Below are 18,024 nucleotides of genomic sequence, written 5' to 3' on the forward strand. Positions count from 1 at the left end.
CACCGTCCCGCAGCGCGTCCGACAGCAGCTTGAGCACCACCACGCCCGCGCCGTTGCCCGCCACGGTGCCACCCGCGCGGTGGTCGAAGGCGCGGCAGTGGCCGTCCGGCGAGAAGATGAGCCCATCCTGGTGCAGGTAGCCCGTGCGCTGCGGACTGGCGATGCGCACCGCGCCCGCGAGCGCGATGTCCGACTGCCGCGTCAGCAGGCTCTGGCAGGCCATGTGAATGGCGACCAGGCCAGTGGAGCACGCGGTGTAGACGGCGACGCTCTCGCCCCGGAGCTGGAGCTTGAAGGACGCCTTCATCGCCAGGCTCTCCGGGCCCGCGGTGGCCAACTCCAGGCCCGCGCCCGCGTCCTTCCGCGCTTCGCTCAGCAGGTTCAGCAGGTGGCCGGACGAACCGGCGCCCGCGTAGAGCGAGATGCGACCCTTGTAACGAGAGGGGTCATACGCCGCGTCCTCGATCGCCGCCCAGGCGCACTGGAGGAACACGCGCTGCTGCGGGTCCATCCACTGCGCCTCGCGCAGCGGGATGTCGAAGAAGCCGTGGTCGAAGCCGTCCGCGCCTTCGAGGAAGCCCCCCGCGCGGATGAAGCGCGGGTGCCGCCAAAGGTCCTCGGGGATGAGCGGCGAGCGCTCCAGCTCGTCCTCGGAGAAGAACGAGATGGACTCCACGCCGCCTCGGACGTTGTTCCAGAAGTCACCCAGGTTGCGAGCGCCCGGGAAGCGCCCCGCCATGCCGATGACCGCGATGTCGCTGCTGGAGTCCTCACCCTGCATGTCATCAAGCTCAGCCATTGCCGTGATTCCCTCGCCGACCCTGCCGGCGGATCGCCCGACGCCGCTGCTGGGCGCGATCCACGTGGGCCTCATTGTCCTGGGTGTCTGCCGCCGTCTCGCCGTCCCGCTCCAGGGACATGACGAACGCGCGGACCGTGGGATGTTCAAAGAAGCGCGTCGCCGGAACGTCGCGCTTCAGCTCGTCGCGCAGCAATGCGCACGCCTTGACCACCGACATGGAGCTGCCGCCCAGGTCCGCGAAGAAGTGGTCCTCCACACCGACCCGCTCCACGCCGAGCACCTTCGCCCAGAGCGCCGCCACCTGACGCTCCAACGCGGTGGTGGGCTCCACGAAGGCACTCCCTGCTGGGCGTGAGACCTCCGGCTCCGGCAGCGCGCGCCGGTCCAGCTTGCCCACCGGCGTGAGCGGCAGCGCCGTCAACGGGACCAGCGCGGAAGGCACCATGAACTCGGGCAGCGACTCCGCCAGGAAGCCACGAAGGCCGCGAGGGTCCAACGTCTCCCCTGCCCGAGGCACCGCGTAGGCCACCAGCCGTTTGCCTCCCGCGGGGTCGGGCCGCGCCACCACCACCGCCTCGGCCACCGACGGGTGCAGGCGCAACGCCTCCTCCACCTCGCCTGGCTCCACCCGGTAGCCACGCACCTTCACCTGACCGTCCAACCGCTCGAGGAACTCCAGCGTGCCGTCCTCGCGGTAGCGCACGCTGTCGCCCGTCCGGTACAGCCGTCCGCCCGCCTCCGAGCCGAAGGGGTCCGGAACGAAGCGCTCCGCCGTCAGCTCCGGCCGTCCCTGATAACCCCAGGCCAGGCCGTCTCCACCGATGAGCAGCTCACCCGGTACGCCCACCGGCACGGGGCGCAACGCCGCGTCCACCACGTACACCCGCGTGTTGGCGATGGGCCGGCCAATGGGAATGGCCCCCGGCGCGACGGCGCATTCCATCACATGGCAGCAGGTGAAGGTGGTGCCCTCGGTGGGCCCATACCCGTTGACCAGGATGCCGCCGCGTCCAAGCCGCTCCCGCACCGCTGCCGCTGGGAGCACGTCGCCGCCCGCCAGGAGCTGCCGCACGCCATCCAGGGCGTCCGGCCTCGCGGCGGAGAGCGCCTCGAAGAGCGCGGCCGTGAGCCACAACGTGGTGACACCGTGACGTGCCAGCACGTCCTTGAGTGTGTCCACCGTGGGAGGCTGCGCTGGGAAGAGGACCAGCTTCGCGCCGTGCAGCAGCGCGCCCCACACCTCGAAGGTGGCGGCGTCGAAGCAGATGGGCGCCAACTGGAGGAAGACCTCGTCCGCGCCCCAACGCGCGAATCGGGAGCCCAGCACCAGCCGAGCCACCGCGCGCTGCGGCACGCAGACGCCCTTGGGCCGCCCCGTGGAGCCCGACGTGTACATGACATACGCCAGCGACTCCGCCGGCACCGTCACGCGAGGAGAAACCGTGGGCTCACGCGCGATTTCATCCCAGGCCGAATCCAGGAGCACCACGTCCGCACTGCCCGAAGGCAGCAAGGCCACCACCGCTTGCTGCGCCAGCACCACGGGCAGGCGCGTGTCCTCCACCATGAAGGCCAGGCGCTCACGGGGGTACGTGGGGTCCAACGGCACGTAGGCGCCACCGGCCTTGAGGATGCCGAGCATCCCCACCACCAGGTCGAGCGAACGTTGCACGCACAGCCCCACCGGTGTCCCCGGTCCCACGCCACGCTTGCGCAGGTACCACGCAAGCTGGTTCGCCCGCCGGTCCAGCTCCGCGTAGGTGAGCCGAGCCTCCTCGCACACCACTGCGACTGCCTCCGGCGAGCGAGCCGCCTGCGCCTCCAAGAGCTCCGCGAGGCACGCCTCTCGGGGGTACTCCACCGCGGTGTCGTTCCACGCCACGAGCAGGCGCTGACGATCCGCCGTGTCCATCATCGGCAGCTCGCCCAGGTGTTGGCCCGCATCCGCCACCGCGCTCTCCAGCAACACCCGGAGCCCCTTCATCAGTCGCGCGGCCGTCTCCCGCGTGAAGAGGTCCGCGTCGAACTCCAAGGTTCCGGTGAACCCTTCTGCCGCGTCCGTCAGGGACAACGTGAGGTCGAACTTTGCTGTCCCCGAGGCCAGCTCCACTGGGCGCAGAGCCAGCCCTTCCGGCGCGACGTCCTGGTGCGAGGCTTCGTGGAGCGCGAGCACCACCTGCACCAGGGGCGCGTGGCTCAAGCTCCGAGGTGGTTGCAGCGCCTCCACCAGCTTCTCGAACGGAACGTCCTGGTGGGCGTACGCGTCCAACGTCGTCTCCCGCACCTGCCGCAGGAGCTCACGGAAGGAGCTCGAGCGCGGCAGACGCGCGCGGAGCACCAGCGTGTTGACGAAGAAGCCAATCAGGTTCTCCAGCCCAGGCTGCTGCCGGCCCGCGATGGGCGTTCCCACACACACGTCCTCCTGGCCCGACACCCGCGACAGCAGGAGCTGGAAGGCCGCCAGCAGGCCCATGAAGGGCGTGACGCCTTCGCGAATGCAGAGCGCACGGAACGCCTCCGACAGCTCGGCGGGGAAACGCACCGCCAGCGTGTCACCCCGGAAGCGCTGCAAGCTCGGCCGGGGGAAGTCCTTGGGGAGCTCCAGGACGGGCGGCGCTCCGGCGAGCTGCTTTCTCCAGTATCCGACCTGCGCCGCGAGTGCCTCTCCCTGCAACCACTGGCGCTGCCACACCGCATGGTCCGCTGGCTGGATGGTGGGCACTGGAAGCGAGGAAGGCCGGCCCTGCAGCTCCTCGGCGTAGAGCGCCGACAGCTCCCGCACGGCGACGCCCAGTGACCACCCATCCGAGACAATGTGGTGCAGCGTGAGGACCATGAGGTGCGAATCATCAGCCGTGCGAATCAGCAATGCCCGGCACAGCGGTCCATTCACCAGGTCGAACGGGCGGCGAGCCTCCTCCGACGCGGCGAGCACGGCCTGTGCTTCACGCGCCTCCTCTGGAAGCCCCCCAAGGTCGACCACGGGAAGCGCCACGTTGGCGCTCGGATGGATGACTTGGACAGGCTCTCCCGCGTTGCTGGAGAAGGTGGTCCTCAGGGCTTCGTGACGGAGGAACAGCCCCGCCAGTGCCCGCTCCAAGGCGGGCACATCCAGCGGCCCGGAGAGCCATGCGGCCCAGGGGACGTTGTAGAGGGCCGTGCCCGGCTGGAGCTGCTCCAGTAACCACAAGCGCTCCTGCATCGCGGACAGTGGCAAGGGGTTGTCCCTGGACACGGGGACGATGGGCGGCGGGCGCGCCGTGCCAGATGACTGCCGGGCCTCGCGGATGCGCCCGGCCAGCCTCGCCACGGTCGGGTTGTCGAAGAGTTCCCGCAGCGACAAGGCGACGCCAAAGGTGGCGTGAATCCGCGTGACGACCCGAGTGGCCAGCAGGGAGTGACCACCCAAGTCAAAGAAGCTGTCGGACGCTCCAACCCGGGAGACGCCGAGCAGTTCGCCAAAGAGTCGCGCGAGCAATTCCTCCTCGGGGCCTCTCGGTGCGATGACCTCCGATTCGACGGTGGGCGCGGGCAGCGCGCGCCGGTCCACCTTGCCGTTGGGCGTCAGGGGCAGGCGCCCCAGCACCATGAAGGCGGATGGCACCATGTACGCCGGCAAGTGCGCGGCGAGGAAGGTCCGCAGGAGCGAAGGCTCGGGAGTCGCGGCGGCCTCCGCGGCCGGTACGACGTAGGCCACCAGGCGCCGCGAGCCCCCTGCTTCATCCTCTCGCGCCAACACCACGGCTTGCCGGACGTCCGGGTGACGCAGCAGCGCGGCCTCGACCTCGCCCGGCTCCACGCGGAAGCCTCGCACCTTCACCTGCGCGTCCACGCGGCCCTCGAAGGTCACCGCCCCATCCGCCAACAGACGGACCCGGTCACCTGTCCGGTAGAGCCGCGTCCCGGGGCGCTCGCTGAACGGGTTCGGAACGAAGCGCTCCGCCGTCAGCGCGGGTTGTCCCAGATAGCCCCAGGCGAGTCCGTCGCCACCAAGCCACAGCTCCCCCACGCCTCCTGGCGGCACCGGCGCCATGTCCTCGTCGAGCACGTACTGAACCGTGTTCGCCAGCGGCTTCCCGATGGGAATCGATACGGCGCCCTCGGGCACATCCGTGACGAGGTGCCACGTGGAGAAGGTGGTGTTCTCCGTGGGGCCATAGACGTGCAGCAGCCGCTCGGGAGCACCTTCACGAAGGACCCGGCGGACCGGCCTCGGGTCCACGGCCTCTCCTCCGAAGTGAAGCTGTCTCAACCCGCTGAAGGCGTGTGGCACTTCCGCGGCCACCTGGTTGAACCAGGCCGTCGTGAGGAAGAGGACGCGAATGCTCTCCTCCCGGAGCCAGGACGCGAAGGCACTCGGGGAGAGCGCTGTCTCCCGCTCCACGCCAACCACTCGGGCACCGTTGAGGAGCGCACCCCAGATTTCGAACGTGGCCGCGTCGAACGAAGCATTGGATGCCTGCGCCACGCGATCCTCGGGCACCACGCGGATGAAGTCCGTCTCCACCACCAGCCGGACCACGGCCTGATGGGAAACGCAGACGCCCTTGGGAGTCCCCGTGGAGCCGGAGGTGTAGATGACGTAGGCGGCATCCGCTGCGCCGACTCCGGCTCCAAGCGCCGCCGTTTCAGCGACGTCCCCTTGCGCCGAGACCTCTTCCATCGTGAGAACACTCACGCCCTCCGAAGGCACCGCCCCCCGCAGCCGCTCCTGCGTCAGCAGTACGGGTGCCCCCGCATCCGCGATCATCCATGCGAGCCGCTCGCGCGGGTACGCCGGATCCAGGGGCACGTAGGCCGCCCCCGCCTTGAGGATGCCCAGCATCCCAACGACCAGTTCGGCGGAGCGCTCCACGCAGAGGCCCACGTGAGTCCCACGTCGGACTCCCAAGGCCCCCAGTCGGCGCGCCACCTGGTTCGCCCGCGCGTTCAGCTCGGCGTACGTCAGCGACGTGCCGCCATACCGCACCGCCACGGTCTCTGGCGCCCGCGCGGCCTGGGACTCGAACAGCGAATGCACCGTGGCTTCGCGGGGATACGGAGTCGAAGTGGCGTTCCATTCCACCAGCACGCGGCGCCGCTCGGCCTCCGACAGCAGGGACACGTCGCCCAGTCGCTGCTCAGGACGGCTCCACATCGCCTGAAGCAGCCCACGCCAGTGCATCAGCAACCGCTCAGCGGCGACCTTTGAGATTCGCTCCTGCCGGTACAGCAGCTTCAGCCGTATGGAGCGGCCCGGAACCACCACGGCGGTCAGCGGATAGTGCGTGCGCTCGAAGGCCGCGAAGTCCCGCAGCTCCAACCCGGCCGCACCGCGCGCGAGCGCCGCATCCACCGGGTAGTTCTCGAACACAAGGAGACTCTCGAAGAGCGGCGTGCCTCGGGGAATGTCGCTCCACCCCTGAAGCCGGGTGAGCGGGACGTGCTCCCGTTGTCCCAGCTCCACCAGCAGGGACTGAAGCTCGCTCAGCCAGGGCAGCAACCCGGCGCCATGCTGGATACGGGCGCGAACCGGGAGCGAGTGGATGAACAACCCGACGGCTTCCTCGATGCCCGATAGCTCCGGCGGACGGCCCGCGAGCGTCGTCCCGAACATGACGTCCTGCCCGCTCCCATAGCGAGACAACAGCAACGCCCACGCACCGTGGACCAGGGTGCTCAGCGTGAGCCCATGGCTACGTGCGAACTCCTGGAGCGCAGCGGTATCAGCCTCGCCCAAATCCAGCGCGTGCTCACCCGTGTCATGAGCAGCGGCGGAGCCTCCTTCCGCAGGCAATGGCGTCGGCGCTTCGATGCTCTCGAGTTGCTCCCGCCAGAAGGCTTCGTCCTGCTCAGGTCGGCGGCGCCCCAGCCATTCGACATAGGCGCGGAAATCCATTGCGGCGGGCGGGCGCCAATCTGTCCCCGCGGCAATCGCCGCGTAAGCATCGAGCACCTCGCCAAGGACGCGCACCAGACTCCACCCATCCAGCAGCAGGTGATGGAAGCTCCAGACGAACCGCCAGGCATGGTCCTCCAGTCGAATCAGCGCCAGCCGCATCAGCGGCGCCTGCGACAGGACAAAGCCCTGCGCCCGGTCCTCACGCAGGAACGCGGCCAGTGACTGGGTTTGTTCCTCCGAGGAACGCCCGCGCCAGTCGAGCTCAGTCCACACGGGGGTCGCGCGTGCATGGACCACCTGGACAGGGGCCTCCAACCCCTCCCAGAGGAACGAGGTGCGCAGTGAGGAATGCCGTTCGGACACCGCCTCCCATGCCCGCCGGAGTGCTCCGGCGTTCAGCGGACCGGCGAGCGTCCAGCTTCGCTGCTCGAAGTACGCGCTGGTGCCGGGCTCCAGCAGCACCTGGAACAACAACCCATGTTGGAGGGGTGAGAGCGCGTGACGCTCCTCCGTCGCGCCCGCGAGTTCCACCAACGTTTCGACACAGTGACGCGCCAGGGCTTCGATGCGCGCGCGCGAATGCAGCGCCTCGCTGTAATGCCAAGCCAACTCCAGGCGTCCGCCCACAACGCGAGCCACCACCTCCAACACATGGCTCCGGAGCCCACGCGTCCCCTGCGAGGCCCCCGTGGATTCGGGCGCCAACGTGAACAGCGCCGAGTTCCGAGCACCCGAGTCGAGCTGCCCCAGGTAGTTGAAGAGGACCTCAGACGAAGCGCCGGCCTCATGACGGAGGTAGCGCAGCAGGCCATATCCAACGCCTCTGCCCTTCCGGTGCTCGCGTGCCGCGCGAACCGACGCGAGCACGGAAGCGGACGCCAACCCCTCCGGCAACTCCAACCGCACGGGGAACAACGCGGTGAACCACCCTACCGTGCGTGAGAGGTCCACGTCGTCGAACAGCTCGTCGCGCCCATGGCCCTCCAGGTCGATGAGCAGTCGGCGCTCGCCACTCCATCGGGCCAGCGCGCTCGCAACACCCGTGAGGAGCACGTCCTCAAGGCCCGGCTGTGACATCGCCGCCGATGCACGATGCAGCGAGTGCGTCACGTCGGCATCCAGCGCCACCGTGACGACGCGCTCCGAGCCCTGCGAGTTCACCCCACCCGGCACATCCCGAGGAAGCGCGGCCACATCCGCGCTCAGCACGTCCCGCCAGTAGGCCCCCTCCTCCGCGAGCACTCCCGAGGCGGCATGCGCCTCCAGCCGTCGTGCCCAGGCCTGGAACGACGTCGTCTTCGCGGGAAGCGCCACGAGCTCGCCACGGGCAAGCTGCCCAAGCGCCGTCTCCAGGTCCTCCAACAACACGCGCCAGGAGACACCGTCCGCCGCGAGGTGGTGGATGACCAGCAGCAACCGCCCTGTCCGATTTAGCCCCGGGTCGAACAACACCGCGCGCAGGAGGCACCCCGCGTTCAGGTCCAAACCCGCCTGCTCCTCCGTGGCGGTGCGCTCCATCGCCACGGCCCGCGCGGTTGCATCCAACCCGGACAGGTCCACGAGACGCAGTCGCACGTCGCCCCCTGGCTCCGCGCACGACTGCGCCCACCCCGTCTCACTCCGCGACAGCCGCAGCCGCAGCGCATCGTGATGGTCCACGAGCGCCCGCAATGCACGAGCCAGCACGTCCGACTCCAGGCGCTCACGGGGCTCCAGCATCAACGCCTGGTTGAAGTGATGCGCATCGGGAAGCTCGCGCTCGACGAACCACCGCTGGATGGGCGTCAGCGGCACGGGCCCTACAACCGGGCCCTGGTCTCCCACGCGACGACGGCTCGTCGCCACCTGGGCCAGCCCCGCCACCGTCGGATGCTGGAAGAGCTGGCGCGCCGTGAGGTGGATGCCCACCTGCCGCGCCCGCGCAATCACCTGAAGCGCGAGGATGGAGTCACCGCCCAGCTCGAAGAAGCGGTCCTCGGCGCCTACCCGCTCGACGCCCAGAACGCCCGCCCAGATTTGCGCGAGCTCGAGTTCCAGCGCGTTACGCGGCTCGACGTGGGCCGCACCACGCCCCTGCACTGCCCGCACCGGTGCGGGGAGGCCACGACGGTCGAGCTTCCCACTGGGCGACAGCGGGAGCGCGTCCAGCGTGACGAAGGCCGACGGCACCATGTGCTCGGGCAGTCGCTCACCGAGGAAGGCCCGAAGCTCCGATGTCACGTCCCCCGGTGACGCGACCACGTACGCCACGAGGCGCCGGTCTCCCGGGACGTCCTCTCGAATCGCCACCGCCGCCGCACGCACGCCGGGGTGCTGGGACAGCACGGCTTCAATCTCTCCCAGCTCAATGCGGAAGCCCCGCACCTTCACCTGGTCATCCAGGCGGCCCAGGTACTCGATGGCGCCATTCGCCAGGAAGCGGGCCTGATCGCCCGTCCGGTACATCCGCGCCCCCGGCTGCGCCGCGAAGGCGTCTGGGAGGAATCGCTCAGCGGTCAGGTCCGGCCGTTGCCAGTAGCCACGCGCCAGCGGTGCACCCCCGATGTACAGCTCACCCGGCACACCCACCGGCACGGGACGCAGCCGCGCATCCAGCACGTACATCCGCGCGTTGGCGATGGGACGCCCGATGGGCACGACATGCCCACGGTCCTCACGTGAGCAGGCCCACGCCGTCACGTCCACCGCGGCCTCCGTCGGGCCGTAGAGGTTGTGAAGCTCGGCGAGCAGGCATGAGAAGTAGCGGTCCCTCAGCTCGGGAGGCAGCGCCTCGCCACTGCAGAACACCCTTCTCAGGCTGGCGCAGGACACCGCCAGCTCCGTCTCCTCCAGGAAGGGCCGGAGCATGGACGGCACGAAGTGCAACGTGGTGATGCGCTCGCGAGCGATGGTGTCCGTCAGGTACGCGGGCTCCCGGTGCCCGCCAGGCCGCGCCATCACCAACCGCGCGCCCGCCAGCAGCGGCCAGAAGAACTCCCACACGGAGACGTCGAAGCTGAACGGCGTCTTCTGGAGGACGCGGTCGCTCGCATCAAGCCCGTAGGTCTCCTGCATCCACAGGAGCCGGTTGCAGATGGCGGCATGCGTGTTCATCGCCCCCTTGGGCCGGCCCGTGGAGCCCGAGGTGTAGAGGACGTACGCCAGCCCGCTCCCTTCCACGGTCACGTCGAGACGCTCCTCGCGCTCGCGCGCCACCGCGTCCCACTCCGAGTCCAGACACACCACGGTGGCGTCGCCCCGAGGCAGGCGTTCCGACAACCGAGCCTGCGTCAGCAGCACCGGCGCCGCGGCATCCGCGAGCATGTACTCCAGTCGCTCGCGGGGATACTCCGGGTCGAGCGGCACGTAGGCGCCCCCCGCCTTGAGCACGCCGAGGAGCCCCACCACCATCTCTAGCGAACGCTCCACGCACAGGGCAACCCGCGTGTCCGGCCCCACGCCTCGGGCCCGCAGGTAGCGCGCGAGCTGATTCGCGCGCCGGTCCAGCTCCCGATACGTGAGGGTGTCGCTCTCGAAGCTCAGCGCCACGACATCCGGTGTGCGGTCCACCTGCGCTTCGATGAGCCGATGCAGGACGCTCACTCCCGGCCGAGGGCGGTCCGTGTCATTCCACGCCACCAGGACCCGGTGCCGCTCCGCCGAGGTCATCAGGGGAAGCGCGTGCACCTGCTGTTCCGGCTCACGGACGCCTGCCTCCAACAGGACGCGCAGGTGCTCCAGCAGGCGCGTTGCGGTCTCCGGCTCGAACAGGTCGCTGCTCAGTTCCAGGTTCGCGGAGAAGCCGTCCGCCGTGTCCGTGATGATGAGTCGCAGGTCGAACTTCGCCGTGAGACTCGGCTGCGGCTGGGCGTTCAGCCGCAGCCCCGGAATCACCAACTCCGGCAGCGGGTCCTCCTGCATCACGAGCATGGCCTGGAACAGAGGGCTGCGGCCCAGGTCGCGCTCGGGCTGGAGCGCCTTCACCAGTTCCTCGAAGGGTGCGTCCTGGTGCGCGAAGGCCCCCAGCACGGTCTCCCGCGCGCGGCCAATCAACTCCCGGAAGGACGGCGCGCCCGCCAGCGACATGCGCAGGACCAGCGTGTTGACGAAGCAGCCGATGAGCCCTTCCAGCTCGGTCCGGTCACGGCCCTCCACCGGCGTTCCCACGCACAGGTCATCCTGCCCGCCATGACGGGACAGCAGCGCGGAGAAGCCCGCCAGCAGCACCATGAAGGGCGTGGCGCCCTCGCGCTGGGCCAACGTTTTCAGTGCACGCGACAACTCCGAGCCCAGGAGCACGCTTCGGCTCACGCCACGACTGCTGCGCACGGCCGGTCGAGGCCGGTCCGTGGGCAGGTCCAGCACCCGAGGTGCCCCTCCCAACCGGGTCCGCCAGTACGCGAGTTGCGCCTCCAACGCCTCGCCGCGAAGCCAGTCGCGTTGCCACGCCGCGTAGTCCACATACTGGATCGGCAGCGGCAACAACGGCGAAACCTTCCCCTGGGAGAAGGCCCGATAAAGCGCCGCCACCTCGAGCACTAGCACGCCCATGGACGCGCCATCCGTCACCAGGTGGTGCAGCACCAACAAGAGCACGTGCTCACGCGCGCTCACCTGGAGCAGCGTTGCTCGAAGCGGCGGTCCCGCGCCGAGGTCGAACGCCCGCAGCGACGCCTCCGCCAATCGCAACGATAGGGCCTCCGCCTGAGCAGCCCCCGACAGCGAGGTCAGGTCCACCCGGTCCAGCGCAATCCGGGCCTCGGGATGGATGCGCCAGGAAGGCGTGCCGTCTTCGTCGTGGAAGGTGGCGCGGAGGACTTCGTGCCGCCGGACCACCTCTCTCAGAGAGCGCTCCAGCAACGCCACATCGAGCGCCCCCTCCACACGGACAGCCACCGCATCGTTGTACGCGGCGCCGCCGGGCTCGAGCTGCTCCAGGAACCAGAGCCGTTGCTGCGCGAAGGACAGCGGCAGCGCTCCTTCGTGAGACCGGGCCACCAACGGAGGCACCCCGGACGCCCCCAGGAGGCGAGCATCGATGCGCGCCCCCAAGGCCGCGGGCGAGGACGACTCGAACAGCTCACGCAGGGGCAGGTCCACCCCGAACGCCTCACGAATCCGGGAGGCGGCGCGAGCGGCCAGCAACGAGTGCCCGCCCAGCGCGAAGAAGTCGTCCTCCGCGCCTACCCGCTCCACGCCCAGCAACGAGGCCCACAGCTCGGCCAAACGGCGTTCAGTGTCCGTCCGAGGCGCCACGTACTCCCGAGCGACGTCACGGACGCCCTCCGGCGCGGGCAACGCCTTCCGGTCCACCTTCCCGTTGGGCGTCAGCGGGAGCGCATCGAGTGGCACGAACGCCGAAGGCACCATGTGCTCCGGCAGGGAGCGCCGGGAGAAGGCCAGCAGCGCCTCCACCGAAAGCGCCATACCTGGCCGAGCGACGACGTACGCGACCAGGCGCGCGCCTCCAGCAGACTCCTCCCGCGCCACAACCACGGCCTGCTCCACGTCGGCGTGCCGCGCCAGCACGGACTCGATTTCGCCAGGCTCCACCCGGAAGCCACGGACCTTCAGCTGGTGGTCCACCCGGCCCAGGAACTCCACCGTCCCATCCGCGCGCCACCGAGCCCGGTCGCCCGTTCGATACATCCGGGCACCAGCGTTGGAGGACGCCGGGTCCGGGAGGAATCGCTCGGCGGTCAGCTCCGGCCGCGCGTGATAACCCCGAGCGACACCCATCCCACCGATGTAGAGCTCACCGGGCACACCCACGGGCAAGGGCCGCAGCTCCGCATCCAGCACGTATAGCGACGTGTTGGCGATGGGCGTGCCAATGGGCACCGGCCCCGGCGAACCATCCACTGCGTGCGACGAGGACCAGATGGTGGTCTCCGTGGGGCCGTACATGTTGAGCAGCGCTCCGCCCACGGTGTCCCGCAACCGTGCCGCCAACTCCGCGGACAGCGCCTCACCGCCGACGAGCAGGTGCTCCAGCCCCGCGAGCGCCCCGGCCGCACCGGGCTCCAAGAGCAGCGCCTGGGCCAGGGAGGGCGTGCATTGCAGATGCGTGACTCCGTGCCGGCGAAGCTGCGCGGGCACGGTGATTTCCTCCTGCGACTGAAGCCGGAAGTCCCGCTCGCAGCGCTGCCGCACGGCATCCAGCGCCGGAAGGCTGGCGAGCACGGCATCCGTGTCCACGCCGAAGTCGATGAGGCACGCGACCTCATCCACGCCCAGCGCCTCGATGCGCGCCACCTGCTCCCGGCAGGTGCGCGGCGTCCCGAAGAGCCCCGCCCCTTCGAAGAAGCGCCCGAAGGCCCGTCCCACGAGCGCGTCCAGGTCCTCTGGACGAACCGATGCGGGATCCAGGTCCACGCCCAGCGTCCGGCCCAACCCGCGCATCAGGTCCGCGGAGTTGCTCAGGTAGCGCCGCAGCGGCGCTTCGACCGTCTCTCGCACACGATCCACGTCGTGCCCCACGAACGTGTGGAGCATCAGCGTCACATGGCCCTCGCCCTCGTGGCCCGCCTCGCGCCAGGCCTCGCGGTAGAGCGCGATGCGTGACTCCAGCTCCTCCCACCGCTGTCCCAAGAGGTGCGTCAGGACGCCCGCGCCCAGCCGGCCCGCTTCGCGGAAGGTGTCCGGATTGCCAGCGGCGGTCAGCCACACAGGGAGCTCGCGCTGCACGGGGCTCGGACGGATGCGGACATCGATGGGCGTCCCCGCACCATTGGGGAACGACAGCGACTCACCGCGCCAGAGCCGCCGCAACGTGTCCAGGTCTCGCCGTGCCAGCTCCCGGCGCTCCGCATACCGCTCTGGCGCGAGGACGAAGTCATCCGCGTGCCAGCCCGGCGCCACGGAGATGCCGACGCGGCCCTTCGACAGGTTATCGACGAGCGACCACTCCTCGGCCACGCGCACGGGGTGGTGCAAAGGCAGCACGACGCTGCCGGCGCGGATGGCCACGCGCTCGGTGATGGCGGCGATGGCCGCGCTCGTCACGGACGGATTGGGATAGAGCCCACCAAACGCATGGAGGTGGCGCTCCGGCGTCCACACCGCCTGGAAGCCATGACGGTCCGCGAACCGCGCGCCCTCGAGCAACAGCCGGTAACGCTCCGCGCCTGGAGCCCCCTCGTCCGCCGCGAAGTAGAAGAGGCTGAAGCCCAGAGGCTTCTGGCGCGTTCGCGTCACCCGGCGCGGCGCGGCCCCCAAGGCCCCCTGCTCGCCCTGCACGGCGACTTTGAAGCCGCGCGCCAGCGTCCAGAGCAACTCCAACACGGAGATGTCGAAGGAGACGCTCGTCACCGCGAGCCACGTCCCCGGTTCGGTCCCCACGCGCGCGTCCATGCCCGTGAAGAAGCTGACGACGTTGCGGTGTGGAATCAGCACGCCCTTGGGCTTGCCGGTGGAGCCCGAGGTGTAGAGGACATAGGCCAGGTTGTCGGGCCCCACGGCTCCCGGTGGCGCGGCGTCCGCCTCGCCAGCCACATCCAGCGGAACCACGGTCCTATCGCCGACCGGAAGCGCGCCCGCCAGATGCCGGTGGGCGAGCACCACCGAGGCGCCAGAGTCCTCCAGCATCAGCGCGAGCCGAGCCTCGGGGTACGACGGATCCAGCGGCAGGTACGCACCGCCCGCCTTGAAGATGCCCAGCAGGCCCACGACCAGGTCCACGGAGCGGTCGGCGAAGAGGCCCACGATGCGTTCAGGGCCAACGCCCTGCTCGCGCAGCCGCCATGCCACGGCGTTGGCTCGTTGGTTCAGCTCACGGTACGTGAGGAGCCCGTCGCCACACACCACGGCAACGGCGTCCGGCATGCGCAGTGCCTGCGACTCCACGAGCGCATGGATGCACGTCTCCGGGAACTCCGCCCGCGTGTCATTCCAGTCGACCAGCACCTGCCGCTGCTCTGCCTCAGGCAACAGCGGGAGCATGGCGATGCGCTGGTCAGGGTCCGCGACAATGGATTCCAGAAGCACGCCCAGCCGCGCCACCAGTCGCGCGGCGGTGCCCGCATCAAACAGGTCCGTGGCGTACTCGAGCCACCCTCCCAGTCCCTCCGGCCCTCGGGCCAGCGACAGCGTCAAATCGTAGGGCGTGGCCCCCGGGTCCACCTCCACGCGGCGAGACTCCAGGCCGGGCAGCGCCAGTCCCGCGCCGGGCTCCGGCTGGAGCACGAACAGCACCTGGAACAAGGGTGCGCGCGAGGGGTCCCTCGTGGGTTGGACGGCGTCGACCAGCCGCTCGAAAGGAACGCCCCGGTGAGCAAAGGCCGCCAGCACGCCTTCCCGCGTCTGTCCCAAGAGTTCGCGGAAACGTGATGAGCCAGACACGGACGCGCGCAGGACGACCAGGTCGAGGAAGCATCCCATCAACCCTTCGAGTCCCGCCCGCTCACGCCCATTGACGGCCGTTCCGACGCAGAAGTCCGCCTGTCCCGAATGACGTGCGAGCAGCACCTCGAAAGCCGCCAGCAACGTCATGAACAACGTGGAGCCTTCGCTCCGGCCCAACGCCTCCAGCCGATCCGTCAGCGCCTCCGGTAACCGTACTGACACGCGGCCACCGCGATAGGACGGCATGGGCGGTCGAGACCGATCCGCGGGCAGCTCCAGCGCAGCGGGCACACCCGCCAGCCGCGCCTTCCACCAGTCGAGCGACGTGGCCAGGGCGCCGTCCGCCTCGACCTCGCGGCGCCAGCGCGCGAAGTCGGGGTACTGGAAGGCCAACGGCGGCAGCGAAGCATCACCCGCGTACAGCGCACTCAGCTCACGGGCCAGGATGGCGAACGAGGCACCATCCGAGGCGATGTGGTGCATCACCACGACCAGCAGGTGCTCGTGCGCGTCCAATTGAAACAGCGTGGCCCGGAGCAGCGGACCGCGCTCGAGGTCAAACGGCGCCCGCGCTTCCTCGTGGGCCAGACGAAGCGCGGCCTCCTCGCGGGCATCCACCGGGACGTCGCGGAGGTCCACCCGGCGAAGTGATGACACCGGCACCGACGAGGTCACCTGCGACGGCGTGCCATCTTCGTCGCGGAACGTCGCCCGGAGCGCCGCGTGGCGCTGAACGATTGCAGCGAAGGCATGCTCCAGCGCCACCTCATCCAGTGCACCGGTGAGCCGTACCGCCGCCGGCAGGTGATACGCGGCGCGTCCCTGCGCCAACTGCTCGAACAGCCACAGTCGCTGCTGCGCGGAGGAGAGCGGCGCGGGCGTCTTCTCCTCGCCCCGCGTCAGCTCCGCGCCAGCGGACTTCCCACGCGCCGCGAAGAGGGTCCGCGCGAGTTCCCCCACCGTCGGCCCTTGAAGCAGGACCTCCATGCGAAGGACCACGCCCAGGGCCACGACGTCGTTCGCCAGCTCCACGGCGCCCAGTGAGTCCAGACCGAAGGACGTGATGGGCGCATCCGTCGCCAACTCCTCCGGACGGACGCGAAGCCGCGCGGCGATCCGCGCCAGCAACCACGCCTCCAGTGCCTCCACGGTGAGCGGCTCGGCCGCGGTGATGTCAGGCGCGGGAGCCTCGGCCTGGGGCGCGTCTGCGCCCGACTCGCTCCAGGTCAGCAGTGCCCGAGCCGTCCCCGCGAGCCATTCGGCCCGGCAAGCACGCCGCTGAATCTTCCCGCTGGACGTCTTCGGCAGCGTGCCCGGCTCGATGAGGACGAGCGTGTGGAGCTGGACCTCGTGCGTCTCCGCCAGCCCCCGGCGGACGGCGCCCACCACGTCCTCGGCGGTCCACGGCTTGCGCGAGTCCACCTCGTACATCACCGCGAGCCGCTCCTCGCCGCCCACGTCGATGGAGAACGCCGCGCCACAACCGGGCCGCAGCGCCGAATGGCTGCGCTCCAGCGTCAGCTCCAGGTCCTGCGGATGCAGGTTGCGCCCGCGGAGGATGATGAGGTCCTTGCGCCGGCCCACGACGAACAGCTCGCCGTCCTTCAGCAGGCCCAGGTCTCCCGTCCGCAGGAACCGGGGGCCGCTGTCCGAATCCGCCAATCGTGCCCCGAACGCCGCTTCGCTCTCATCGGGCCGCTCCCAGTAGCCGTGGGCCACGCTGGGACCAGAGACCCAGATCTCCCCCACCCGCTCGGGCGGGCAAGCCAGACGCGTCTCCGGGTCCACGACGAGCAACGTCTGCTCAGGCAGCGTCTGGCCGCACCCCACCAGCGGGCGCGCCCCGGGGCCGTCCTCGGCCGCCAGCGCCTCGTTCCGCTCCAACGCCTGGGCGTCCCACGTCCGCGTGAGGACACCTTCGCCCTTGCGCCCACCCGAGGCGATCAGCGTGCCTTCCGCGAGCCCATAACAGGGATAGAGCGCCTCGCGCTGGAAGCCCACGGGCGCGAAGGCTTCCGAGAAGCGGGTCATGACTTCCGGACGGATGGGCTCGGCCCCACAGAAGGCCAGCTCCCAGCGACGCAGGTCCAACCCCTCACGCTCCGCGGGAGGCACCTTCCTCACGCACAAGTCGAAGGCGAAGCACGGGCCACCGCTGATGGTGCCACCGAAGCGAGACAGTGACTCCAACCAGAACCGTGGGCGGCGAAGGAACGCGAGCGGCGACATCAGCGCCACCGGGAAGCCCGCGTAGAGCGGCTGGAGGATGCCGCCGATCAGGCCCATGTCGTGGTACGGCGGCAGCCAGATCACGCCCACGCTGTCCGAGCGGACCTGGAACGCGTGGGAGATCAGCCCCAGGTTGTGCAGCAGATTCCCATGGCTGAGTTGCACGCCCTTCGGCTCGCCCGTGGAGCCGGACGTGTATTGAAGGAAGGCCAACGTGTCCCACGAAGGCTCCGGACGGCGCCACCCCGCCTCGGTCCCCTCGGGCAACGCGTCGGTGGCCACCCAGCGGAGCGCGGCAAGTTCGGGGGCGCCTTCGAAGAGCCCCTCCCCCATCTCTTGGATGAAGGAGGTGGTGAGCACGACGCTCGCGCGCGCATCCCGGATGATGGCGCGCAGCCGAGGCAACGTCCTCTCCAGCCGCATCGGGTCCGGCGGATAGGCTGGGACGGCGACCAACCCGGCATACAAGCAGCCGAAGAAACCCGCGACGTACTCCAGGCCCGGTGGATAGAGGAGCACCGCCCGCTCGCCCGCTCGCGCCAGGGCCTGGAGTGCCGCGCCAATGCGCCGGGCTCGCAAATCCAACCCGGCGTAGCTCAGGACCGCGTCATCCCCGCCATCCTCCAGGAAGGTGTACAGCGGCCGTTCACCCAGGGACTGGGTCTGCGCTTCGAGGAGCTCCAGCAGTGTCGCGGCCGAGTGGGAGCGCATGGTGAGAGGTTCCAAGGGGTGGAGCTGTGGAAAAGCCGGAGACCTTCGCTGGGGGGGAACGCGCAGCATAAGCTATGAG

At 69.9% G+C, this 18,024-nt stretch carries 2 protein-coding genes (1 of these 2 running past the window's edge); both read right to left on the reverse strand.

Features of this window, described 5'->3' with window-relative positions; all coding sequences use genetic code 11:
• Nucleotides 1-799: the 5' portion of a non-ribosomal peptide synthetase/type I polyketide synthase gene (locus FL344_RS01570; RefSeq protein WP_141617230.1), read on the reverse strand. 12,347 nt of this gene lie to the left of the window's left edge; 799 of the gene's 13,146 nt are visible here — the first part of the coding sequence; it begins with the start codon at nucleotides 797-799; its stop codon lies beyond the left edge, outside the window.
• On the reverse strand, nucleotides 792-17,945 hold the full coding sequence (locus FL344_RS01575; protein WP_228564681.1) for a non-ribosomal peptide synthase/polyketide synthase: 17,154 nt from the start codon (nucleotides 17,943-17,945) through the stop codon (nucleotides 792-794). The genes FL344_RS01570 and FL344_RS01575 overlap by 8 nt, the downstream gene beginning before the upstream one ends.
• Nucleotides 17,946-18,024: the final 79 nt, after the last annotated feature.

The organism is Myxococcus sp. AB036A, from assembly GCF_006547355.1.
Classification (GTDB): domain Bacteria; phylum Myxococcota; class Myxococcia; order Myxococcales; family Myxococcaceae; genus Myxococcus; species Myxococcus virescens.

What these genes read in the sequence shown, in the direction of transcription:
- FL344_RS01575 (WP_228564681.1), bottom strand. Translation starts at nt 17,945, where the DNA reads ATGCGCTCCCACTCGGCCGCGACACTGCTGGAGCTCCTCGAAGCGCAG.